This window comes from Mycobacterium numidiamassiliense (assembly GCF_900157365.1).
GTDB lineage: Bacteria > Actinomycetota > Actinomycetes > Mycobacteriales > Mycobacteriaceae > Mycobacterium > Mycobacterium numidiamassiliense.
In genome coordinates this window covers 1568991-1590845 of the sequence record NZ_FUEZ01000003.1, presented here as the reverse complement: position 1 = coordinate 1590845, position 21855 = coordinate 1568991, and the positions used below count along the sequence as shown (strand labels likewise).

Annotated in this window: 19 protein-coding genes; 12 read left to right on the top strand and 7 right to left on the bottom strand. The window is 65.9% G+C overall.

What is annotated here, in order from left to right:
* Positions 1-58: 58 nt before the first annotated feature.
* The gene (locus tag MNAB215_RS07430) at positions 59-1012 is read right to left on the bottom strand and encodes a sigma-70 family RNA polymerase sigma factor (protein WP_077078125.1); all 954 of its coding nucleotides are present in this window, start codon (positions 1010-1012) and stop codon (positions 59-61) included.
* 136 nt (positions 1013-1148) lie between these two features.
* Here MNAB215_RS07430 and MNAB215_RS07425 point away from each other — a divergent pair, with 136 nt between their 5' ends.
* Positions 1149-1952, top strand: a complete 804-nt coding sequence (locus tag MNAB215_RS07425; protein ID WP_425436408.1) for an SDR family oxidoreductase — start codon at positions 1149-1151, stop codon at positions 1950-1952.
* 28 nt (positions 1953-1980) lie between these two features.
* A complete protein-coding gene (locus tag MNAB215_RS07420) occupies positions 1981-2718 on the top strand; it encodes a DUF899 domain-containing protein (protein ID WP_077078124.1) in 738 nt (245 codons plus the stop codon).
* Between the two features lie 82 nt (positions 2719-2800).
* Here MNAB215_RS07420 and MNAB215_RS07415 read toward each other — a convergent pair whose 3' ends face one another.
* Both MNAB215_RS07415 and MNAB215_RS07410 read right to left on the bottom strand, forming a co-directional pair.
* Positions 2801-3025 carry a hypothetical protein gene (locus MNAB215_RS07415; RefSeq protein WP_077078123.1) on the bottom strand — a complete coding sequence of 75 codons (225 nt, stop codon included), beginning with the start codon at positions 3023-3025 and terminating at the stop codon, positions 2801-2803.
* A gap of 48 nt (positions 3026-3073) precedes the next feature.
* Positions 3074-3451: a nuclear transport factor 2 family protein gene (locus MNAB215_RS07410; RefSeq protein WP_077078122.1), complete on the bottom strand. Its 378-nt coding sequence runs from the start codon at positions 3449-3451 to the stop codon at positions 3074-3076.
* Positions 3452-3518: 67 nt separating this feature from the next.
* Between MNAB215_RS07410 and MNAB215_RS07405 the strand changes: the two genes are divergently transcribed.
* Positions 3519-3980, top strand: coding sequence for an SRPBCC family protein (locus MNAB215_RS07405; protein ID WP_077078121.1), 462 nt, complete (start codon positions 3519-3521; stop codon positions 3978-3980).
* 57 nt (positions 3981-4037) lie between these two features.
* A complete protein-coding gene (locus tag MNAB215_RS07400) occupies positions 4038-5198 on the top strand; it encodes an NDMA-dependent alcohol dehydrogenase (RefSeq protein WP_281253290.1) in 1161 nt (386 codons plus the stop codon).
* A gap of 20 nt (positions 5199-5218) precedes the next feature.
* Here the strand turns inward: MNAB215_RS07400 and MNAB215_RS07395 are convergent, their stop codons facing one another.
* The 4 genes from MNAB215_RS07395 to MNAB215_RS07380 are packed head-to-tail and all read right to left on the bottom strand — an operon-like array spanning position 5219 to position 9971.
* Positions 5219-6001 carry an SDR family NAD(P)-dependent oxidoreductase gene (locus tag MNAB215_RS07395; RefSeq protein WP_083746028.1) on the bottom strand — a complete coding sequence of 261 codons (783 nt, stop codon included), beginning with the start codon at positions 5999-6001 and terminating at the stop codon, positions 5219-5221.
* On the bottom strand, positions 5994-7616 hold the full coding sequence (locus tag MNAB215_RS07390) for an AMP-binding protein (protein WP_077078120.1): 1623 nt from the start codon (positions 7614-7616) through the stop codon (positions 5994-5996). The genes MNAB215_RS07395 and MNAB215_RS07390 overlap by 8 nt, the downstream gene beginning before the upstream one ends.
* The gene (locus MNAB215_RS07385) at positions 7609-8349 is read right to left on the bottom strand and encodes a GntR family transcriptional regulator (RefSeq protein ID WP_077078119.1); all 741 of its coding nucleotides are present in this window, start codon (positions 8347-8349) and stop codon (positions 7609-7611) included. Before MNAB215_RS07385 ends, MNAB215_RS07390 begins: the two co-directional genes overlap by 8 nt.
* Positions 8349-9971 carry a Vgb family protein gene (locus MNAB215_RS07380; protein ID WP_077078118.1) on the bottom strand — a complete coding sequence of 541 codons (1623 nt, stop codon included), beginning with the start codon at positions 9969-9971 and terminating at the stop codon, positions 8349-8351. The genes MNAB215_RS07385 and MNAB215_RS07380 overlap by 1 nt, the downstream gene beginning before the upstream one ends.
* Before the next feature lie 215 nt (positions 9972-10186).
* Here MNAB215_RS07380 and MNAB215_RS07375 point away from each other — a divergent pair, with 215 nt between their 5' ends.
* From MNAB215_RS07375 to MNAB215_RS07340, 8 genes are all read left to right on the top strand, one after another.
* On the top strand, positions 10187-11050 hold the full coding sequence (locus MNAB215_RS07375) for an SDR family NAD(P)-dependent oxidoreductase (RefSeq protein ID WP_077078117.1): 864 nt from the start codon (positions 10187-10189) through the stop codon (positions 11048-11050).
* Positions 11050-12450, top strand: coding sequence for an aromatic ring-hydroxylating oxygenase subunit alpha (locus MNAB215_RS07370; protein WP_077078116.1), 1401 nt, complete (start codon positions 11050-11052; stop codon positions 12448-12450). The genes MNAB215_RS07375 and MNAB215_RS07370 overlap by 1 nt, the downstream gene beginning before the upstream one ends.
* Complete coding sequence (locus MNAB215_RS07365) at positions 12447-14315, top strand: flavin-containing monooxygenase (RefSeq protein ID WP_245830151.1); 1869 nt, start codon at positions 12447-12449, stop codon at positions 14313-14315. The genes MNAB215_RS07370 and MNAB215_RS07365 overlap by 4 nt, the downstream gene beginning before the upstream one ends.
* 23 nt (positions 14316-14338) lie before the next feature.
* The gene (locus tag MNAB215_RS07360; RefSeq protein WP_174604570.1) at positions 14339-15247 is read left to right on the top strand and encodes an SDR family NAD(P)-dependent oxidoreductase; all 909 of its coding nucleotides are present in this window, start codon (positions 14339-14341) and stop codon (positions 15245-15247) included.
* Between the two features lie 13 nt (positions 15248-15260).
* Positions 15261-16394 (top strand): CaiB/BaiF CoA transferase family protein, encoded by a 1134-nt coding sequence (locus MNAB215_RS07355; RefSeq protein ID WP_077078114.1) that lies wholly within the window; start codon positions 15261-15263, stop codon positions 16392-16394.
* A gap of 64 nt (positions 16395-16458) precedes the next feature.
* On the top strand, positions 16459-18171 hold the full coding sequence (locus MNAB215_RS07350; protein WP_077078113.1) for a thiamine pyrophosphate-binding protein: 1713 nt from the start codon (positions 16459-16461) through the stop codon (positions 18169-18171).
* Between the two features lie 15 nt (positions 18172-18186).
* Complete coding sequence (locus MNAB215_RS07345; RefSeq protein ID WP_077078112.1) at positions 18187-19617, top strand: aldehyde dehydrogenase family protein; 1431 nt, start codon at positions 18187-18189, stop codon at positions 19615-19617.
* A gap of 261 nt (positions 19618-19878) precedes the next feature.
* A complete protein-coding gene (locus MNAB215_RS07340; protein WP_077078110.1) occupies positions 19879-21855 on the top strand; it encodes an SGNH/GDSL hydrolase family protein in 1977 nt (658 codons plus the stop codon).

Sequence of the window (21855 nt, the reverse complement as noted above, 5' to 3'; positions counted from 1 at the left end):
CTGCACAGGTTTGGCGCTCGCAGAGAGAAACGGAAGCGCTATCGCTTTCCATGATGGCTTACCGGCTGGCCGGTAAGCCAAACGCGGAGAACAGGGCGGGGTCCAGAAAGACGGTCATCGCGGCGATCCCGGCGGCACCCGCGTTCAGGACGTGGATGGAATGGGCCGCCATCACGTCGTCGGCGCTGCGGCGATATTCGGCAACCGCGGGTTGTCCGTTCGCCGCCGTCGGGATCATCACGATGTCGCCGACCTTGGCAAAGGCCCGGATGATGAGGAACTCCACGACCGTGTCGCGGCCGGTGAACCAGACGGGAACCGGCGGCATTTCGAGCCTGACGTCGGCCTGCAGCAACTCGGTGAGGGCCGCGATGTCCGCGTTTTCGAACGCCGCACAGTAGCGGTCGAGCAATTCACGGCTCGCGGCGTCACCGGGCTCGACGGTGTCTTCCTCGGCGGGTGCGACCTCGGTGAGGCGGGCCCGGGCACGCTGCAGGGCGCTGTTGATCGCGGCGGGCGTGGTTTCCAGCAGCTCGGCGACTTCGGCGGCGCTGAATTGCACGACATCGCGCAGAATCAGGACGGCTCGTTGGCGCGCGGGCAGCTCCTGCAGCGCGGTCATCACGGCCAGCCGCACGCTGTTCTTCACAGCGAGGGCCTCTTCGGGGGCCTGGATCAGGGCGTCCGGGATCGGCTCGAGCCACTGATAGGCGCCGGGTCCGCCCTCCAGACCGGTGTTCGGGTCGATCGAGCTGTCACCCAGCCCGGCCGGCAGCACGCGGCGGGCACGGTTCTCCAATGCGCGCAGGCACGCCGTCGTCGCGATCCGGTACAGCCAGGTCCGCAACGCCGCCCGCTCCTCGAACGCCTGGTAACCCCGCCAGCCGCGCAGATAGGTCTCCTGGACGAGATCCTCGGCGTCGTGCACCGAACCGAGCATGCGATAACAGTGCGCGATCAACTCGGCGCGAAACGGCGCCGCTTGCTCGATGAAATCCTCTTGAGCCGGCACGGTCGCTCTCCTATCCCGGGGGCCGAACGCTACTCCAATACAGAGACGGTGGGCCGGCAAGACTCATCGGTCCCCGTCCGCTCGGGACCGATGAATTCCGCTGCCGGGTCGTATCTGAATTGGTGGACGTCCAGCCATGCCGGAGTTGACCGAGGAAGTGAGCACGAATATGAACCAAGCCACGACGACCCAGGCCGACGGTCTCGTCGGCACCACGGCGATCGTCACCGGGGCGAGCCGAGGATTTGGCCGCGCCATCGCCACCGCACTGTCCGCCGCCGGGGCGCAGGTCGTCGGCGTCGCGCGCACCGGCGCACGACTTGAAGAGGTGCGCCGCGAGCTCGGCCCCACCTTCATCCCCGTTGTCGCCGACTCCGCCGATCCGGCGACGGCTGCGCGGGTCATCGACGAGTACCAGCCGCGCACGCTGGTGCTGTCCGCGGGATCCACCCCGCAGATGAGCCCGCTGCAGGAACAAACCTGGGAAACCTTCAGCAGCAACTGGAATGTCGATGTCGCGCAGGCATTTCACTGGGTTCGTCATGCGCTGCGACGCCCGCTGGCGCCGGGCAGTTCGGTGATCGTGATGTCCAGCGGCGCCGCGCTGAATGGCTCGCCGCTGAGCGGGGGCTACGCGGGCGCCAAGGCCACGGTCCGGTTCATCACCGGCTACGCCGCCGAAGAGGCGGATCGGACCGCGCTGGGAATCAGCTTCGTCTCCGTGCTGCCGCGGTTGACGCCGTTGACCGACCTCGGCGCCAAAGCCGTTGCGGCCTACGCGGAGCGGCAAGGGGTCAGCGCGGACACGTTTGTCCGGACCGGGCCGCCACCGCTCTCGGCTGAGCAGGTCGGAAAGTCGGTCTTGGAGATTGCCGGCCGCGGCCCCGGGCAACACGGTGCCTATCTGCTCACCGCTTCAGGCCTGTCATCGCTGAATTAAGACACGAAAAAGAAAGGCGGGAATCGCAATGGATGCACCCCCGATAGTGTCCGCCCCGGAGTGGGCGGCCGCGCACCAGGCGCTGTTGGTGAAGGAGAAGGAGCTGACCCGTGCCCATGATGCCCTGGCGGCGTCTCGCCGGCGGATGCCGTGGCTGGCCGTCGACAAGCCATATGAATTCGACGGGCCCGACGGGAAGGTGAACTTGCTGGGGCTGTTCGGCGGTCGCCGTCAGCTCGTCGTGTATCGCGCCTTCCTCGGCCCCGACGTCCACGGCTGGCCCGACCATGGTTGCCGCGGCTGCTCGATGGTCGCCGACCACATCGGGAATCTGGCCCACCTGAACGCCCGCGACACCACGCTGGTGTTCGTCTCGCGTGCGCCGCAGCGCGATATCGAGCGGGTGAAGGCGCGGATGGGCTGGCAGATGCCCTGGTACACGCTCACCGACAGCTTCGACGCCGACTTCGGCGTGGACGAATGGCATGGCACCAACGCGTTCATCCACGACGGGCCCCAGGTGTTCCGCACCTACTTCATCAACAACCGCGGTGACGAAGCGCTGGGCACCACGTGGAGCTTCCTGGACATGACCGCGCTCGGGCGACAGGAAACGTGGGAGGACTCCCCGGCGGGCTACCCGCAGAGCGCGCCGTACGAATGGTGGGATTGGCACGACGAATACGGCCGGCACGAGCCGTCGCGATGGTTTGGCGAGCCCGACCCGAACGATCCCAACGACCAACGTCCGGCGCGCGAAGATTAATTGAAATTGGGGCCGAATAAGCAAAAATGCGCGGTAGCCGTCCGACGGCTACTCGCGCATTATTCGGGCTACGAGGAATTCGCTACAAAATTCGATGATTTGCCCTGCCGACGTGATACCCAGCCGGGAAGGACTTCTCGATTACCTGCAGCTGGTGGTCCACCCTGGACTCGAGTTCGAGGACGACGCAACTGTCGCTGACGGCCTTCGATTCCAGAACTATGTACCGCTGACCGCAATCGGTGATCGGGTCGCCAGAGTGCAATGTTTCGACGGGCACCAATTCCGGGGTTCCGTTTGACTCCACCCATGACACAGTAGGTCAATCCCACGAATCAGGGAATAGTCCGTCGGTTCAGTTGGCGGGGCTGCTCCCGGGTTGCTTGAAAAAGACGCTGACCCGCGAGATCAGGCCGTCGACGCCACGCTCGAAGACAATGCATTCGGGCCATTGAGCGGGCGCACCGTCGATCTCGAACTCCTCGGTCAACTCGGCGAAGGACAGCCCGGAGGCCACGTGCGAAACCCGTTGCACCGTCAACCGATGGCCGCCGATGTTGGTGATGACCTTGCGAAGGTACGCGAGGTAGCGCGCCTTGCCCTCGATCTGATCGCAGAACGGTCCCTCTCGGGTCAGGCCTTCCTCGGCAATGGTGTCGGCCAGCCCATCCCAGTCGTGAGCCGCCAGGCATTCCAGATAGCGCTCGACCACTTGACCGTTCGTGTCGCTCATGGCGTCTCCACTTGCTCGCGTGGGTCAACGGTAAACCCGTCGACCCCGCCGGGCTAGGTTGTCTGCTATGAGCTGGTGGATGGCCCACGCCGAGCGGACGCTGACCGAGGAAGTGCCGGCGGCACCCGAAGCGGTGCGCGACTTCTACGTCGACCTGGACAACATCAGAATTGTGCACCCGCTGATCGTGTCGGTCGAGAGGGTTTCTCGCACCGAGACGTCCGATGGATACCGGCAGAGCTATCGCGTGGTGGATCGAATTCCATTGGGGCCGTTAAGTTTAAAGATCACCTACCGGGCCCGCCTGCAGGTGCCCGTGCACGGGGACGTGCTGACCGAGGCGGACCAGTCCCCGGGGGTCCGGTTGCGGGGGACCGTGAGTTTCGAGCCGTCCGGTGGCGGCACCCGGGTCACCGAGCGCATCCGGATCGCCGCGCCCCGGTTGCTGGCCGCGGTGACCATCCGCGAAGGGGTTAAGGCGCACATCGAGATGCTGGCGGGCATTCGCCGCCACTTCGAAGAAGGCTGAGGGCTGCGCGATGATGGATCAATGCCGGCAGGCTCAGACCACCAATAGGAGGTTGCAATGAAGTGTCGTGCCGCTATTCTGCGCGGGGTCGGCAGGGACTGGGAGATCCGCGAGGTTGATCTTGATCCGCCCCACGCTGGTGAAGTCCTGGTACGGATGGCCGTTGCCGGCATCTGCCACTCCGATGACCACCTGGTAACCGGGGACGTATTGCCGACCCCAGAGGTGCGCGCCTCAACCGGTATCCCTGAGCCGGACTGGTTCCCGATGCTCGGCGGTCACGAGGGCGCTGGTGTCGTCGAAGAAATCGGGCCTGGCGTGACGACGGTGCAGCCGGGAGACCACGTGGCGATGTCGTTCATTCCCGCGTGCGGCAATTGCCGGTTCTGTGTCAACGGGCAGAGCTACATCTGCGATGCCGGCGCAACGTTGTTCTCGAGGGAGATGCCCACCGACGGAACATGTCGCCGGCATCTCGGCGACGAAAACCTGATGGCTTACGGTCAACTCGGCACATTCGCCGAATATGCGGTGCTCACGGAAAGGTCCGTCATCAAGATCGACGACGCGATCCCATTCCATGCCGCCTCACTGGTGTCGTGCGGCGTCAGCACCGGCTGGGGCTCCGCAACAGTTTCGGCGGGCACCGAGCCCGGTGACACCGTGGTCGTCATCGGGACCGGTGGTGTCGGGATGAATGCCCTGCAAGGGGCGCGCGCGGCGGGTGCGACCTATGTCGTTGCAGTGGATCCGATTGAGTCCAAGCGGGATTCGGCAAAGATCTTCGGTGCCACGCACACCGCGGCTTCGGCCGAGGAGGCAGTACCGCTGGTGGCCGATATCACCACCGGCGTCATGGCCGACCGCGTCGTCGTGACCCCCGGCGTTGTGCACGTGGAGTTGATCCCGTTGGCCATGCGGCTGCTTCGCAAGGGCGGGACATGCGTGGTCACCGGCATCACCCCCTACACCGAGCCGGTGGTTCCGCTGATCCTGCAGGAGATGGTGCTGTCGTCCAAACAACTCAAGGGAGCGCTCTACGGCGGGATGAATCCGCGCACGAGCGTGCCGTTGCTGTTGTCGATGTATCAGGCGGGTGTATTGAAACTCGACGAGCTGGTCACCCGCCACTACCGGCTTGACCAGATCAACGAGGCGGTCGTGGATCTGCGCGAGGGCCGCAACATTCGCGGAATCATCGATTTCGCCGACCTCTAACCAACTCGTCGGAGTTTGCGTTACGGCGTAATCCATTGCGACGCAAGCGCAAAATCCGACAGATACTTCGTCGAACTCCATCCGCCGTCGACGACGACCGTCTGCCCATTGATGAAACTTCCGCCCGGCGAGCACAAGAAGGCGACGGTGCTGGCTATGTCATCAATCGTGCCCAGCCGCTGATGTGGCGTCATCTCGGTGTTGATCTTGCGAAATCGTTCGTCCTCCAAACGCTTTTCCACCATCGGCGTTACCGTCACCCCGGGTGCGACGGCGTTACAGCGGATGCCGGATGCCCCGTACTGACAGGCGATGTGAGTGGTCAACGCCGTCAGCCCGCCCTTGGCCGCGGAGTACGCGCCGCCGCGCAGACCGCCGATGACCGCGAATGTCGACGTGATGTTGATGATCGCCGACCCGGGTTCCATGTGTGGCAGCACGTCGCGCGCGAGCCTAAACGGCGCGCGCAGCATCAAACCCAAGAAGTAGTCCAGCGTTTCGTCGTCAGTTTCGTGCAGCGGTTTTGGGCTGCCGACTCCGGCGTTATTGATCAGGAAGTCGATGTGACCCCATCGGCCGACCGCGAGGTCCACGATGCGTCGCGGCGCGTCGTCCTGGGTCAGGTCGACAGCGATGGTAGCGACGCGATCCGGGTCGTTGACCGCGTTTTCGAGCTCGGCGAGCCGATCCTGGTCGCGGCCCGTGCCGACGACCGCCATGCCCATCTCGGCAAGTTTGGTTGCACACCCCAAGCCGATACCGCTGCTCGCTCCCGTGACGATTGCGACCTGCATCTCACCCATCCTTAATCAGCGTCGCCCGGATCTGATGCTTGAGTATCTTGCCCGCGTCGTTCTTCGGCAGGGCTTCCCAGATCACGACCTGTTCTGGCGCCTTGAATTTCGCTACGCCCTTGCGTTGCAGGAGTGCAAACAGGCTTGCGACGTCCGGCCGCAGATCGCCCTTTGGCACGATGACCGCACATGCCAGTTCCCCGGTGCGCGCATCCGGCAGCCCGACGACCGCGATTTCGGCGATACCGGGGTGGTCGGCGAGCAGATCCTCCACCTCCTTGGCCGAGATGTTCTCGCCGTTGCGTATGATGACGTCCTTGACTCGGCCGGTCACTATCAAGTACTGGTCGTTGGCCCAGCGCCCGAGATCTCCGGTACGGAAAAACCCTGTGGCATCGAATGATTCGGTGTTGTCTTCGGGACGGCGGTAGCCCAATAGCATCTGCGGGCCGCGCACACAGATCTCTCCGTCACCGGCCGGCGCGGAAGGGTGCGCGACGAGTTTAATCTCGGCGATACCGGCCCTGCCGTCGGTGTCCGCCGCGTGGCCGGCCTCGTCCGGCCGGGGTGCGCCGACCGTCGCGACGGGCACTTCCGTGCAGCCGTACACCCGTGTGACCACGGCATGGTCGAAATACTCTGCGGCGCGCCGGATCAGCGACGGCGATACCGAGGCGCCGCCGCAGATGAACACCTTCAAGTCGGCCAGGCGGGTGTCGGCGCGCTCGGCGGCAGACAACAGCTGCTGCAGAAACGGCGTGGCCCCCGCCACGTGGGTACACCGCTCGGAGTTCATCAGCGCCACCGCCTCCGAAGGATCCCATCGGTCCATGAGCACCGCCGTCGTGCCCAGCAGTAGCGGGCATTCGAATGCATAGATCGAGCCGCCGATGTGGGCGACCGGCGACGGGACCAGGAACGCGTCGCCAGGTTCGATCGCCCAGTGGTCACGGATCTGACAGATTAGGGCGTGTATCGAATTATGGCTGTGCAGGACGCCTTTCGGGCGGCTCGTGGTGCCGGACGTGTACAGGATCATCCGTACGGAATCGGGATCCAGCGCCGGAAGCGTCGCGTTCCCCGACGGTGGTGTCAGCAGGGCCGCGTACGGTGTGTGCGGATCGGCGCCGCCGCGCAGCACCACCACCTCCGGCGCCCGGCTCATCCCGGCCGTCACGCGTTCGAGCATCACCGCATAGTCGTGGCCGCCGTATTGGTCCGGGACGAAAATCATTGCGGTGCTGGCATCTTCGAGGATGAAACGCAGGTCGTGGTCGCGCAGCGACGGCAGGATTGGGTTCACCACCATTCCGGCCAGCGTCGCGGCCAGGTAGATGACCGCGGTCTCGTGCCAGTTCGGCAGCATGAACGACACGACGCTGCCGGTCGGCATGCGCTTCGTCATCGTGTGTGCCAGCGCGCGGGCCTGCGCGTCCAGCGTGACGCAGTCCAGTCGAATATCCTTGTCCACCAGCGCTGTTCGCCGTGGCGACGTCTCGGCGGCCGCGCGCAGTGCGTCGGCCAGGGTGGTGTGCACCCACAACCCGCGCCGGTATGCCTGCGACGCGTCTGCCGTGTTTGCCCGGGTGATCACCGCGACCTCATCTCGGGCGGCCTCATCCATCCACGCGACGCATGGTCATCGCGTACCGAAACCTCGACGACAGGTGGGTGTTGATCGTCACCTGGGCCACCTCGCCGTCGGAGGTTGTGTAGGTGCGGCGCATCTGCAGCGCTGCCGTCCCCACCTCGACGCCCAGGCCGTCGGCCAGTTCCGGCGATAGCTGCACGGCCGCAATCTCTTGGTGCAACTGGGCGACGCTCACGCCGAACAGATCCTCGATCAGCGGGAAGATCGGGCCGGCATGGCGTTGCAGCAGCCTGCCGACCGCCGCGAAAGTCCGGCTGATGTAGTACTCCGTCCGGCACATCGGCACCGACGCACCATCGGCCTGCCGGTAACCGCGCACCGATAGCCACTGGGTGCCGACCTCGAGCCCGGTCCGAGCGGCGAGGTCGTCGTCGATCGTCACCATAGCGTTGGATTCGATGGTCAGCTGCGCGCCGGCCGCGAATGCGAGGAGGTCGTCGATCGACATCGCGTCCTGGGCATAGGAACTCGATGCCGGCCGCGGAACAACCCGGGTCCCCGCCCGCGGCCGAGACGCCACCAGGTTGTCCTCGCGCAGCCGGCGCAGCGCCTCGCGCACGGTGAATCGGCTCACCGCGAAACGCTTGCACAGTTGGTGCTCGGTCGGCAGCTGCGAACCCACCGGGTAGACCCCGTCGACGATCTCCTTACGCAGCGTGCGCGCGATCTGCAGGTAGCGGTGGTCGCCCTCGATGGTCTGGGGCATCAGGGGCCGTCCGGTGTCGGGCGCACGGCCAGTACGCTGCCATCGCCGTCGGCCGAGATGTACAGCGTCCCGTCGGCCGCGGCGGTGATGCCGGCGAAGGGGCCCTGCGGCCCGGAAAACGGCGGCATGCCCAGCAGCGGCTTGGGCGTGACACCGGGCGGCGGACCGACCGGCAGCCCGGCGGCGATCGTTTGCCGCGCGTTGGTGGACAGGTCGAACGCGATCAGCTCCTTGGCACCGGCGTCGACGATGTAGAGCACACCGCCCTGGACCAGAATGCCTTGCGGGCGTTGCAGATCGGCGACCACGGTGTCGGTCCTCGACCCGTCGACCCGGAGCACCCGCCCCGCCCCGGCCTCGGCCACCAGACACACCCCGTCCGCATCGATCGCGACGCCGACGGGCTCGCGCAGATCGGCCGCCAGCACCGCGACACCACTCGACTGCAGCGACAGCACTCGACCCGTGCCCAACTCGGCGAACACCACGCCGCCCGGGCTCAGGGCCACACCGTAGAGCTGGTCGAAACCGTCCGCCAGCACCTCGGTTTCGCAGGCCTCGGGCCGGTAGCGGGCGACCTGGCCACCCGACGTCGTGACGACGAACTCGCCGGGCCCGCTCGCGGCGACGCCGCGCAGGAATCCAGGATAGCCGGGGCTGAACAACATTCCCGCGGTGTGCAATGACCCATCGGGCAGGGCGACGTAGAAGTACGTGCCGTCGGCGATGTAGAGCTGACCGTCGTGGCCCACCGCCAGGTCCATCGGCCAGTTGAGCCCACCGGCCAACACGGATTGCGTTGTGCCGTCCGGTGATATCTCGGTGATCTCGCCGGTGAAGTTGGAGACGAACAGCCGGTCGCCGACGAAGGTGCAGTTGTCCAGCCCCGGATTCAGCTGGGCGAGCAGACGCTGTTCGCCGCTGCGGGGATCGATCCGCAGCACCTGCCCGCTGGCCACCTGCGTCGAGACGATGTAGCCCCGTGCGTCGAACTTGACCGAGTCGGGCACACCGAGACCTGTTGCCACACACTGCGGCTCGCCGCCGTCGGGGTCGATACGCCAGATCTCGTTGGCACCCATCACCGGGAAGTACAGCAGGCCGTCGGGCCCGACCTCCATCGCGTTCGGTGAGGGCACGTTCTCCAACAGGACCCGGGGTGGCCCACCCGCGAGGTCGAACTCGAGCAGCCGTCCACCCTCGCGGCATTCGCCGATGAACAGCCGGCCCCGATGGACGGTGATGCCGTTGGCTGACGGAACGTCGTCGCGCAGCACGCTCGTGCGACCGCTGGTATCCCGCACGCTGACCCGACCGTCCATCACCTCGGTCGCGTAAAGGTTCCCGCTGGCGTCGAACGCGACGTCGTCGGGCGCCACGATGTCGCCCCCTTTGGGACTGGCGGTCACCAGTTCCCCGGTGCGGTGATCCAGCGCGCTGATCTGACTGCCGGTGACCTGGGCGATGTAGATGCGGCCGTCCGGCCCGGTGCGCAAACCGTTGGCGCCGAACAGGCGACTGGGCGCGGTGACACGCTCGAGCTCCCAGCCGCGCGCGACGTCGACTGGATGCGTCGCCGCATACCGCGATGGCTGCGATGAGATGGCCCGTGAAATGGACATGCTCGCCGAGTCCTTCCGTCGGCCGTTTGGGCTGGACGCTATCAACTCCTACTAGTCCAGACAATAGCCATCCGGCCGCGTCGGTCCGACCTTGACAGCGATGTCCACCGATCGGAATAGTGTTCTCCAAAGGACAGAATGGGATATTTTGTCCGGACAAATGAGCAATAGATCCGGTCGCCGGCATTGACTTCCGCGGCGGGGGAAAGCAGGTCATGGACGATCTCGCCGATCACGACGCCCTCTTAGGGCTCGACGGTCGCATCGTGGTGGTTTCCGGCGCCGGCGGCGGCGGCATCGGCACGACCGTGACCGCCATGACCGCTCGCGCAGGCGCCACGGTGATCGCGGTGAGCCGATCGAAGGAAAACCTCGACGAACACATCGGCCCGCTGGCACAGCAGGGCTTGCCCGTGGTGCCGGTCGCGGCCGACGCCTCGACCGACGAGGGCATCGCCACGGTCATCGAGCAGGCGCGCCGCACCGACGGGCACTTGTACGGCCTGGTCAATGTCGCCGGCGGCGCCGAGCCGTCGACATGGATGCCGTCGACCCGGGTGGCGCGCGGCGACTGGCGCAAGATCTTCGCCGACAACCTCGAAACCGCCTTCTTCATGAGCCAGGCCGTGGCGGCCGAACTCGTGGCGCAGCAACAACCGGGATCGATCGTGTCGATCTCCTCGATCAGCGGCATGAACACCGCGCCGTTTCACATCGCTTACGGGACCGCGAAGGCCGCGATGGTGGCGATGACCCGCACGATGGCCCTCGAGCTGGCGTTGTCGGGAATCCGCGTCAACGCCGTGGCGCCCGGCGTCACTGAGACGGCGGCCTCGCGCACCTACGTCGACGAGGACCCCGAGCGGGACCGGCAGGCGATCGCGATGGGCCGGCGTGGACGCCCCGAGGAGCAGGCCGGCGCCATCCTGTTTCTGCTCTCGGAGATGTCGAGCTACGTCACCGGCCAGACGCTGCTCGTCGATGGCGGGCTGGACCTCAAGTGGAGCCATCTCGGCGCCGACAACACGTCGCTTTTCCTCAAGGACGAATCCTTCCGCGCGGAGATTAGGAGGATGTGATGACTGATCTAGCGAAAGATGCGAATGCCAGTGCGCCCGAGGAACTTTCGCGATCGATGACGATCGGCGTCGAGGCATACATCTCCGAGGACTACGCCCGCGCCGAGCGCGACAAGCTATGGCGCAAGGTCTGGCAGCAGGTGGGCCGCGTCGAGGAGTTGCCCGAGGTGGGCAGCTACCTCACCTATGACATTCTCGACGACTCGATCATCGTGGTGCGCACCGGCGCGGCAGAATTTCACGCCCACCACAACGTCTGCATGCACCGCGGCCGTCGGCTGATCGACACGCCCGAGGGCGCCAAGAACGCCTGTGCCCGCACCCGAAAGTCGTTCGTGTGCGGCTTTCACGGCTGGACGTACGGCCTGGACGGCGCGTGCACTCACATCCGCGAACAACAGGACTGGCAGGACGCGCTCACACCGGACAACACCCACCTTCGGCCGGTGCGCGTCGATACGTGGGGCGGCTGGTTGTGGATCAACATGGACCCCGACTGCGAGCCGCTGGCCGATTACCTGTTCCCTGCCGCAAAGATCCTCGATCCGTTCGGCCTGGAGAACATGCGCTACAAGTGGCGCAAGTGGCTGTCCTTCGACTGCAACTGGAAGGTCGCGCTGGAGGCCTTCAACGAGACCTACCACGTCTACACCACGCATCCCGAGTTTAATAAGTTCGGCGAATTCAAGGGATGGGCGAAAGCCCAAGGCAAGCACAGCCATATCGGCTACGACGCCCCAAAGGACATGGAGGCCACCAAGTCCAAGATCCGCCTGGGCATCGGCGCCGACCCGCGTGTGTCGACCGCGGAGATGCAGGTGTACACGATGGAAGAAACCAATGCCACCACCACCCAGACGCTGGTGAACGCCGCCAAGCGCCTGGTGGACGAGTTACCCGAGGGGACGCCGGCCGACAAGGTTCTCGAGCACTGGCTGGCGTCGGCGCGCCGCGACGACGAGTCCCGCGGCGTGATCTGGCCGACGATTCCGGCCGACGTCCTCGGACAGGCCGGCACCGCGTGGCAGATCTTCCCGAACTTCCAGATCGGGCAGGGCCTGACCAGTGCCCTGTGCTACGGCGCGCGCCCGCACCCCAGTTACAACCCGGACAAGTGCATTTTCGAGGTGTCGGTCTTTGAGCTGTACCCGAAAGGCCAAGAGCCCCAAACGGAATGGGAATACACACCGGTCGGAGACCCCAGGTGGCGGTCGGTTCTGCCGCAAGACTTCTCCAATATGGCCGCGGTGCAGCAGGGCATGAAGTCGCTCGGTTTCCCCGGCACCAAGCCCAATCCGTACCGCGAACGCAGCACGGTCAATCTGCATTATCAATTGTCGCGGTACATGGGCGCCGGTGAGCCCCAGGAACTTTCAGGTGAGGAGTCCCCCCGGGCATGACCCCCGACATGGAAAAGCACCAGGACGGTTGTGGGCCGACGCAGACGCCCGACGACTTCGACATCGACGCGATGCGGGCCAAATACGCCCGGGAGCGCGAGAAGCGCCTGCGTAAGGAGGGCGGCGCGCAGTACCTCGAACTCGACGGTGACCTGGCCGATCTCTACGAGGTGGACCCGTACACCCGGGTGGCCGACCGCGCCCCGATCGACGAGGACATCGAGGTGGCCGTCCTCGGCGGCGGGTTCGCGGGGTTGTTGTCGGGTGCCTACCTGAAAAAGGCCGGCGTGCAGGATGTTCGGGTCATCGACATGGCAGGGGACTTCGGCGGAGTGTGGTACTGGAACCGCTTCCCGGGCATCCAATGCGACAACGACGCCTACTGCTACATCCCGATGCTCGAGGAGCTCGACTTCCTGCCGAGCAAGAAGTTCGCCGACGGCGCCGAGATCTTCGCGCACTGCCAGGCCATGGGCAAGCACTTCGGCCTTTATGACGGCGCGATCTTCTCAACGCAGGTCGAGACCATGCGCTGGGACGAGACGAGCAAGCGCTGGCGACTGATCACCAACCGCGGCGACGACATCCGCGCGCGGTTCGTGGTGATGGCGCAGGGCTCATACAACAAGCCGAAGCTGCCCGGTATCCCCGGTATCAAGGAGTACCTGGACAGCGGCGGCCACGCGTTCCATTCCGCACGCTGGGACTACGATTACACCGGCGGCGATGCCAACGGCGGCCTGCATAGGCTGGCCGACAAGCGGGTCGCACTCGTCGGCACTGGGGCTACCGGCGTCCAGCTGGTGCCGCATCTCGGCCGGGATGCCAAGCAGCTCTTCGTGTTCCAGCGCACCCCGTCGTCGGTGGACATGCGCGCCAACACGCCCACCGACCCGGCCTGGGCGGCGGCTCTGCAGCCCGGTTGGCAGGAGGAGCGCAAGCGCAACTTCCACAACTGGTCGCCGTTTGTGGGGGTGGTCTTCGGCGAACCAGATCTGGTGTGCGACTTCTGGACCGAATTGGGCCGCAACATGACCGCCCGGATTGCCGCCAGCCCGGATCCCGCCTCGCTGGGGATCGAGGAGATCATGGCGATCCGGGAGGAAGAGGACTACAAGATCATGGAGCGGCTGCGCCGCCGCGTGGCCGCGCTGGTCGACGACCCCGACACCGCCGAGGCGCTCAAGCCGTACTACCGCTTCATGTGCAAGCGGCCGTGTTCGAGCGAGACGTACCTCCCGGCGTTCAACCTGCCCAGCGTGACGTTGGTGGACGTGTCGGAATCCAAGGGAGTGGAACGCCTGACGGAAAAGGGCATAGTCGCCAACGGCGTCGAGTACGAGGTCGATTGCGTCGTATTCGCCAGCGGGTTCGAGATCTCCACGGAGATCAGTCGGCGCTTCGCGGTCGACGTCATCGAGGGCCGAGACGGGCTGTCGCTGTTCGACTACTGGCACGACAGGTACCAGACGCTGCACGGCATTACCACCCGCGGATTCCCCAACCAGTTCTTCACCGGCTTCATCCAGGGCGGCGTCTCGGCCAACACCACCGCGATGTTCGAGCAACAGGCCGAGCACATCGCTTACATCATCGCCGAGGCGCATAAACGAGGCGCGACCACCGTCGAACCCAGTCAAGAGGGCCAGGACGGCTGGGTCAAAACGGTCGCCGAACTCGCGATCGACAACTCGGCCTTCGAGATGTCCTGCACCCCTGGCTATTACAACAATGAGGGTCAGGGTGGCGCCAAAGACAATGGTGCGTTCCTCGGTGATTTCTACTCGCCGGGCTTTTACGCCTTCGGTGACCTGATCGCCGAGTGGCGCGCCAAGGGTGACCTGGAAGGCCTTGAGCTTTCGTGAGCGAGTTGCGGTTCGACGACCGCGTGGCCGTGGTGACGGGGGCCGGCCGCGGGCTGGGCCGCGCCTACGCGCAGCTGCTCGCCTCACGCGGGGCGAAGGTGGTCGTCAACGACGCCGGCGGCGGCCTGGACGGCGAGGGCGTCGACGCCGGTCCCGCCGCGCAGGTGGCCGTTGAGATCACGGCCGCCGGCGGAGAGGCCGTCGCATGTAGTGCGTCGGTAGCAACCGCCGACGGCGGCGAGGCGATCATTGCGACCGCGCTCGAACACTACGGCCGCATCGACATCCTGGTGCACAACGCCGGCAACGTCCGTCGCGCCTCGCTGAAGGAGATGAGCTACGAGGACTTCGACGCCGTGCTCGACGTTCATCTGCGCGGTGCGTTCCACGTTGTGCGGCCGGCGTTTCCGCTTATGTGCGAGGCGGGTTACGGCCGTATCGTGCTGACGTCGTCGATCGGTGGCCTGTACGGAAACCACCACGTCGCCAACTACGCGGCCGCCAAGGCCGGCGTGGTCGGGTTGTCCAATGTCGCGGCGCTCGAAGGCGCCGGCGAGGGCGTGCAGTGCAACGTGATCGTGCCGGCGGCGGTGACACGCATGGCGGAGGGCATCGACACCTCGGCCTACCCGCCGATGGGCTCGGAACTCGTTGCGCCCGTGGTGGTTTGGCTCGCACACGAATCCTGCTCGGTAACCGGTGAATTGTTCATCGCGCTGGCGGGTCGCGTCGCCCGGGCGGTCGTCGCGGAGAGCCCCGGCGTGTGCCGGTCGTCGTGGACGGTCGAGGACGTCGCCAGCCATCTGGACGCGATCCGATACGTCGAGGCGCCGCTCATCTTTCCCGTCGTCCCGGATGGGCATAACGAGCACATCCGCTACAGCTTCGAACTGGCTGCGCGCTCAAACGATCAAGGAGCACTCCATGGCTAGCTCGACGGGCCCGATGGCCGGTGTGCGCGTCGTCGACCTCACCGCCATGGTGATGGGACCGTACTGCACGCAGATCATGGCCGACATGGGCGCCGACGTGATCAAAGTCGAACCGCCCCAAGGGGACAACACCCGATTCATCTCGGTGGGTCCGGTGCCGGGCATGAGCGGGGTCTTCGTCAACGTCAACCGGGGCAAGCGCAGCATCGTGCTGGATCTACAAACCGAGGCCGGGACGCGTGCGTTGCGCGCCCTCGTCGAGACCGCCGACGTGTTCATCCACTCGATGCGCGCCAAGGCAATCGCCAAGCTGGGCTTCGACTACGACGACGTCGCCGCGATCAATCCCGCGATCGTCTACACCAATTGCTACGGGTACGGGCGACGCGGGCCCGATCGCGACCGCCCCGCCTACGACGACACGATCCAGGCCGAATGTGGTCTGCCGGCGGTGCAACAGCAATTGACCGGCGAGGCCGATTACGTCGGCACCATCATGGCCGACAAGATTGCCGGGCTCACGGCGCTGTACGCGACGACCATGGCGCTGTTTCACCGCGAGCGCACCGGGCAGGGACAAGAAGTCGAGGTCGCCATGTTCGAAACCATGGCCTCGTTCATGCTCGTCGAACATGCCAACGGCGCCATGTTCGACCCTCCCCTGGGGCCCGCGGTGTATCCGCGCACCGTGGCGCCCAACCGCCGCCCGTACCGCACCAGCGACGGCCACATCGCCGCGTTGATCTACAACGACAAGCATTGGCACGCCTTCATGAAAGCCGTGCAGCCGCCGTGGGCCAGCGAGCTGTATTCGACACTGGAACAGCGCGCCCGTGAGATCGACACCGTCTACGGGCTGGTGGCCGAGACGATGAAAGAGCGCTCCACCGCGGAGTGGTTGGCGCTGCTGCGCGAACTCGAGATCCCGGCCGCGCCGCTGAACACGCCGGGCGCGCTCTTCGACGACCCGCATCTGAACGCCGTCGGCCTGTTCGAGACGGTGGACACCCCGCAAGGGCCGGTGCGCTTCCCCGGCGTGCCCACCTGGTTCTCGCAGACGCCGGGCCGCGTCGCGGGGCCGGCGCCCGAGCTCGGCGCCCACACCGCGGAGATACTCGGCGAGCTGGGCATGCGGGTCGAATCATGAAACACGCCAACGACATTGCGGCGTCGCCGCCCACAGTTATCCATCACTAAGGAGTTCGAAGACTATGGCCGTGCCCGTTTACAAGCGCATTCTCGACCTGTTCGAGGCCGAGGGGGTGAACACACTGTTCGGCATCCCGGACCCAAACTTTGTGCACATGTTCGCCGAGGCCGACGCCCGCGGCTGGTCGGTGGTCGCACCGCATCACGAACTGAGCGCGGGATTCATGGCTGAGGCGGCGTCGCGTATGACGGGCAAGCCGGGCCTGTGCATCGGCACGCTCGGCCCGGGCATGGCCAACATCGCCGGAGCGATCCAATGCGCGCTGGTGGAGAACTCGCCGGTGATCTTCCTCGGCGGTCAGCGAGCCCGCGTCACCGAGCGTCGCGTTCGGCGCGGCCGCATCCAATTCGTCCGGCAGGAGCCGCTTTTCGCGGCGTCCGTGAAGTACAGCGCCTCCATCGAGTACGCCGATCAGACCGATGAGATCATCCACGAGGCGATACGCCAGGCCATGTCCGGCAGGCCCGGTCCCGCCTACATCGAGTACCCGTCGCACGTCATCCTCGAGGAGCTCGACGTACCGGACCCGTTGCCGCCCAGCAGGTATCGCCTGGTGAATCAGGGTGCGGGTGCGCGTGAGGTAGCCGAGGCGGCGAAGCTGATCCGCGACGCGAAGAGTCCGATACTGCTGGTCGGACACGGCGTGCACACCTCCCGTACCCAACAGCAGGTCAAGGAGCTGGCCGACCTGATGGCCTGCCCGGTGATTCAGACCTCCGGCGGCACCTCGTTCATTCCGGGGCTGCAGGAGCGGACGTTCCCCTACTTGTTCTCCCCGGCGGCCAACGAGGCCGTCGAGGAATCCGACCTGTGCGTCGCACTGGGTACCGAACTCGGTGAGCCGATGCACTACGGCCGGACCCAGCATTGGGCCGGCAACGATGCGAACCGCAAATGGGTGTACGTGGAGCAGGACCCGACCGCCATCGGCGTCAACCGCCCGGTCGACGTGGCGCTGGTCGGCGATCTGCGCGGCGTCGTGCCGCAGCTGGTCTCCGCACTCAAGGAATCTCCGCGCAAACCCGCACCCGTGCTGGAGGCTCTGATCAAAAAGGACGCGAAAGAGCTTGCGGACGTGGCGGAATCGGCACCGTCCGGACGCTCGCCGATCCACCCCGCGCGCTACGTCGTCGAGGCCACCAAGGCGTTCAACGAACTCGAGGACGGCATCATGGTGCGTGACGGCGGCGCGACCGTGATCTTCCAGTGGACCTACTCGCAGACCAAGCCGCGTGACGTGATCTGGAACCAGAACTTCGGTCACCTGGGCACGGGCCTGCCGTACGCCGTCGGCGCCTCGGTCGCCGAGGGCGGCAAACGTCCGGTCATGTTGCTGACCAGTGATTCCGCCTTCCTGTTCCACATTGCCGAACTCGAGACAGCGGCCCGGCAGAACCTGCCGCTGGTGTGCGTTGTGGGCGTCGACCACCAGTGGGGCTTGGAAGTGGGCGTGTACAAGCGCACATTCCCCCAGCCGTCGCCGCAGCCCGGCGTGCACTGGAGCAAGGACGTCCGGATGGACAAGGTTGCCGAGGGCTTCGGCTGCCACGGTGAGTACGTCGAGAAGGAAGAGGAAATCGGCCCGGCGATCGCCCGCGCCTATGCCAGCGGCAAAGTCGGTGTAGTGCATGTGTGCATCGACCCGAAGGCCAACTCCGAGGAGATGCCCAAGTACGACCGATTCCGGACCTGGTACGCCGAAGGCACCCAGTAAGAAAAGGATGATCCAATGCGCGAATACCTGAACTTTTACATCGACGGCAAATGGGTTGAGCCGTTGCGGCCCAATGTTTTTGAGGTCGAAAACCCGGCGACCGAGCAAGTTTCCGGCAAGATCTCGCTGGGGTCGGCGGACGACGTCGACGTGGCGGTCAAAGCCGCTCGACGAGCCTTTGGCAGCTGGTCGCAGAGCACCCGCGAGCAGCGCTTGGACCTGTTGCAGGCCATCCTCGCCGAATACCAGAAGCGTGCCGACGAACTAGCCGATGCGGTCACCGAGGAAATCGGCGCGCCGCCGTCGCTGGCCGCGGGGCCGCAAGTCTTCCTCGGGATCGGCCACCTGACCACGGCCATCGACGCGTTAAAGAACTTCGCGTTCGAAGAACATAAAGGGGCGACGCTGATCGCCAAGGAACCGATCGGCGTCTGCGGTCTGATCACGCCGTGGAACTGGCCGATCAACCAGGTCGCGGTCAAGGTCTACCCGGCGCTGGCGACCGGCTGCACCGTCATTCTCAAACCGTCTGAGGTGGCGCCTTATTCGCCGTACATTTTCGCCGAGATTCTGGATGCCGCGGGCGTGCCGGCCGGGGTCTTCAATCTGATCAACGGGGACGGGGCTGGCGTCGGCGTGGCCCTGGCAAGCCATCCCGACATCGACATGGTCTCGTTCACCGGATCCACCCGCGCGGGTGTCGAGGTGGCCAAGCTTGCCGCCCCGACCGTGAAGCGAGTGACTCAAGAGCTCGGCGGCAAGAGCCCCAACATCGTGCTCGACGACAGCGGCTTTGCCGAGGGTGTCAGCGCCGGCGTGGCTAACATGATGCCGAACTCGGGGCAGAGCTGTAACGCGCCGACGCGCATGCTGGTGCCGAATTCCCGGATGAACGAGGCGATTACCATCGCGCGTGAGGCGGCCGAGCAGGTCACGGTGGGACACCCCGGCGCAGGGACGACGATCGGGCCGGTGGCGTCGAAGACGCAATTCGACAAGGTCCAGCGGTTGATCCAAAAGGGCATCGACGAGGGCGCGACCGTGGTTGTGGGAGGCCCGGGCCGCCCGGATGGGCTGGACCAGGGCTACTACGTCAAGCCGACCGTGTTCGCGCATGTCACCAACGACATGACGATCGCGCGCGAGGAGATCTTCGGGCCGGTGCTGTGCATCCTCGGCTATGACGACCTGGACCAGGCCGTCGAGATCGCCAACGACACCGAATACGGCCTCGCCGGCTTTGTTTCGGGGGCCGACCTCGACAAGGCCCGCGAGGTTGCCCGCAAGATCCGCGCGGGATGGGTGACGATCAATCACGCCTTCGACATGAACGCCCCATTCGGCGGCTACAAGCGCAGTGGCAATGGTCGCGAATGGAGCGAGTTTGGCTTCCACGAGTACCTGGAAGTGAAGAGCACCCTGGGCTACGCGCCCGACAAGGCCTAAGAGCTTTAGCCCGAAAACCGAACGCGCCACAGCGAAGAACCGTTGCGTGTCCTCCACTGAATCCCGCATGCCCGCCTCTAGGCTTGCTGAAATCACGAGGAGGGGCAGCGACGTATCGGCAGCAACTATGGCGCCGGGCGAAAACTTGGTCAGGGCGCGCGAACAGCGACCACTGAGCCGGGCGGGGCGGATCCCGCACCGGCATCTTCTGCTCGGCACCGCCGCTGGGTCGCCCCGGTTCGCCGCGTCGGCCGCCTCGCGATTTGGGACCAACCCGAGCGCCGCGGCGGTATCCCGGCACTGGACGGACTTCGTGCGCTAGCAGTCGCGCTGGTGCTCGGCCAGCACGGGGGCATCTCCGGCATGGGCGGTGGGTTCCTCGGCGTCGATGTGTTCTTCGTCCTCAGCGGATTTCTGATCACTTCGCTGCTGCTGGACGAGCTTGGTCGCACCGGCCGTATTGACCTGACCGGGTTCTGGATTCGCCGTGCGCGCCGGCTGCTGCCTGCCCTGGTGCTGATGGTTCTCGCGGTGGGCGCCGCCCGCGAACTCCTTCCCGCACGGGCGCTGAATGGATTGCGCGATGACGCCATCGCCGCATTTTTCTGGGTGGCGAATTGGCGATTCGTCGCCCAGAAGACCGACTACTTCACGCAGGGCGCTCCGCCGTCGCCGCTGCAGCACGCCTGGTCGCTCGGCGTCGAGGAGCAGTACTACTTCGTCTGGCCGGTGCTGCTGATCGCGGTGACCCTGTTGTCGGCCTGGCGCGCCAAGCGCTACTTCATGCGGGCCACCGTGGGCGGGGTCCGGTTCGCCGTATTCCTGATTGCCACGGTGGGGGCGCTGGCTTCGGCGACGGCCGCCATCGTCTTCGTCTCCGACGCCACGCGCGACCGCATCTACTTCGGCACCGATACCCGCGCGCAGGCATTGCTGGTCGGCTCCGCGGCAGCGGCTCTGCTGGTTCGGGATTGGCAGTCGCTGAACCGCGGCTGGTGCCTGATCCGGTCTCGGTGGGGGCGACGGGTCGCCCGCGCGCTACCCGTGCTCGGACTCGGGGGACTGGCCGCGGCGACGTACTACGCGACGGGCAGTGCGGGTGATTTCCGCCACGGCCTGCTGATCGGGGTCGCGATCGCGGCCGTCCTCGTGGTCGCTCCCGTGGCATTGGAACAGCGCGGGCTGGTCGCCCGTGTCCTGGCCATGCCCCCGTTGGTGTGGCTGGGCGCCATCTCCTATGGCGTCTACCTGTGGCACTGGCCAATCTTCTTGGCGCTCAACGGTGAACTCACCGGATGGTCCGGGCTGCCGCTGTTCGCGGCCCGCTGTGGGGCAACCCTGGCGATCTCGGTGGCGTCGTATTGGCTGATCGAACAACCCATTCGGCGCTGGCGACCGTCGCGGCTGGCGTTACTGCCGATCGCCGCCGCCACCGTGGCCACCGCCGCCGCGGTGACGTTGCTGCTGATTCCGGTGGGCCCCGGTGGGCTGCGCGAGCCCGGCCTGCCGCCCGGCGTCTCGGCCGTCGCGGCGGTCTCGCCGGCGCAGCCCGGCGGGAGTCGCCCGGTCGGGCCCCGAAACCCCAACCGGCCGTTCACCGTTTCGGTGTTCGGTGATTCGATCGGCTGGACCTGGATGCACTACCTGCCGCCGACGCCGGGGTTCGCGTTCCTCGACCACACGGTGATCGGCTGCAGCCTGGTGCGGGGGACTCCGTACCGGTACCTCGGCCAAACCCTGGACCAGCGACCGGAATGCGATGGCTGGCCGATCAGATGGTCGGCGCAAGTCGGCCAGGACCAGCCCGACGTCGCGCTGCTGATCATCGGCCGCTGGGAGACGGTGGATCGGGTCAACGAGGGACAGTGGACCCACATCGGTGATCCGACCTTCGACGCCTACCTCAACGCGGAGTTGCAGCGAGCCCTGAACATCGTAAGCTCCACCGGTGTTCACGTGGTGGTGGCCACCGTGCCGTACAGCCGGGGTGGTGAAAAGCCGGACGGCCGTCTGTATCCGGAGGATCAGCCGGACCGGGTCAACCAGTGGAACACCATGCTGCGCAACACGGTTGCCCAGCACAGAGGCGTGCAAATCCTCGACCTGAACAAAAAGCTATGCCCGGACGGTGTTTACACCACCAAGGTCGACGGCATCAAGGTGCGCAGCGACGGCGTGCACCTCACCCCCGAGGGAGTGCAGTGGCTGACGCCGTGGCTCGAGGAATCGTTGCGCTAG

Bases quoted from the DNA above. Each gene is read 5' to 3' on its own strand.
- MNAB215_RS07370 (WP_077078116.1), top strand. From the start codon at position 11,050: ATGACTGATCTAGCGAAAGATGCGAATGCCAGTGCGCCCGAGGAACTT.
- MNAB215_RS07350 (WP_077078113.1), top strand. From the start codon at position 16,459: ATGGCCGTGCCCGTTTACAAGCGCATTCTCGACCTGTTCGAGGCCGAG.
- MNAB215_RS07390 (WP_077078120.1), bottom strand. From the start codon at position 7,616: ATGGATGAGGCCGCCCGAGATGAGGTCGCGGTGATCACCCGGGCAAAC.
- MNAB215_RS07380 (WP_077078118.1), bottom strand. From the start codon at position 9,971: ATGTCCATTTCACGGGCCATCTCATCGCAGCCATCGCGGTATGCGGCG.
- MNAB215_RS07425 (WP_425436408.1), top strand. From the start codon at position 1,149: ATGCCGGAGTTGACCGAGGAAGTGAGCACGAATATGAACCAAGCCACG.
- MNAB215_RS07405 (WP_077078121.1), top strand. From the start codon at position 3,519: ATGAGCTGGTGGATGGCCCACGCCGAGCGGACGCTGACCGAGGAAGTG.
- MNAB215_RS07400 (WP_281253290.1), top strand. From the start codon at position 4,038: ATGAAGTGTCGTGCCGCTATTCTGCGCGGGGTCGGCAGGGACTGGGAG.
- MNAB215_RS07420 (WP_077078124.1), top strand. From the start codon at position 1,981: ATGGATGCACCCCCGATAGTGTCCGCCCCGGAGTGGGCGGCCGCGCAC.
- MNAB215_RS07375 (WP_077078117.1), top strand. From the start codon at position 10,187: ATGGACGATCTCGCCGATCACGACGCCCTCTTAGGGCTCGACGGTCGC.
- MNAB215_RS07345 (WP_077078112.1), top strand. From the start codon at position 18,187: ATGCGCGAATACCTGAACTTTTACATCGACGGCAAATGGGTTGAGCCG.
- MNAB215_RS07410 (WP_077078122.1), bottom strand. From the start codon at position 3,451: ATGAGCGACACGAACGGTCAAGTGGTCGAGCGCTATCTGGAATGCCTG.
- MNAB215_RS07395 (WP_083746028.1), bottom strand. From the start codon at position 6,001: ATGGGTGAGATGCAGGTCGCAATCGTCACGGGAGCGAGCAGCGGTATC.
- MNAB215_RS07365 (WP_245830151.1), top strand. From the start codon at position 12,447: ATGACCCCCGACATGGAAAAGCACCAGGACGGTTGTGGGCCGACGCAG.
- MNAB215_RS07385 (WP_077078119.1), bottom strand. From the start codon at position 8,349: ATGCCCCAGACCATCGAGGGCGACCACCGCTACCTGCAGATCGCGCGC.
- MNAB215_RS07355 (WP_077078114.1), top strand. From the start codon at position 15,261: ATGGCCGGTGTGCGCGTCGTCGACCTCACCGCCATGGTGATGGGACCG.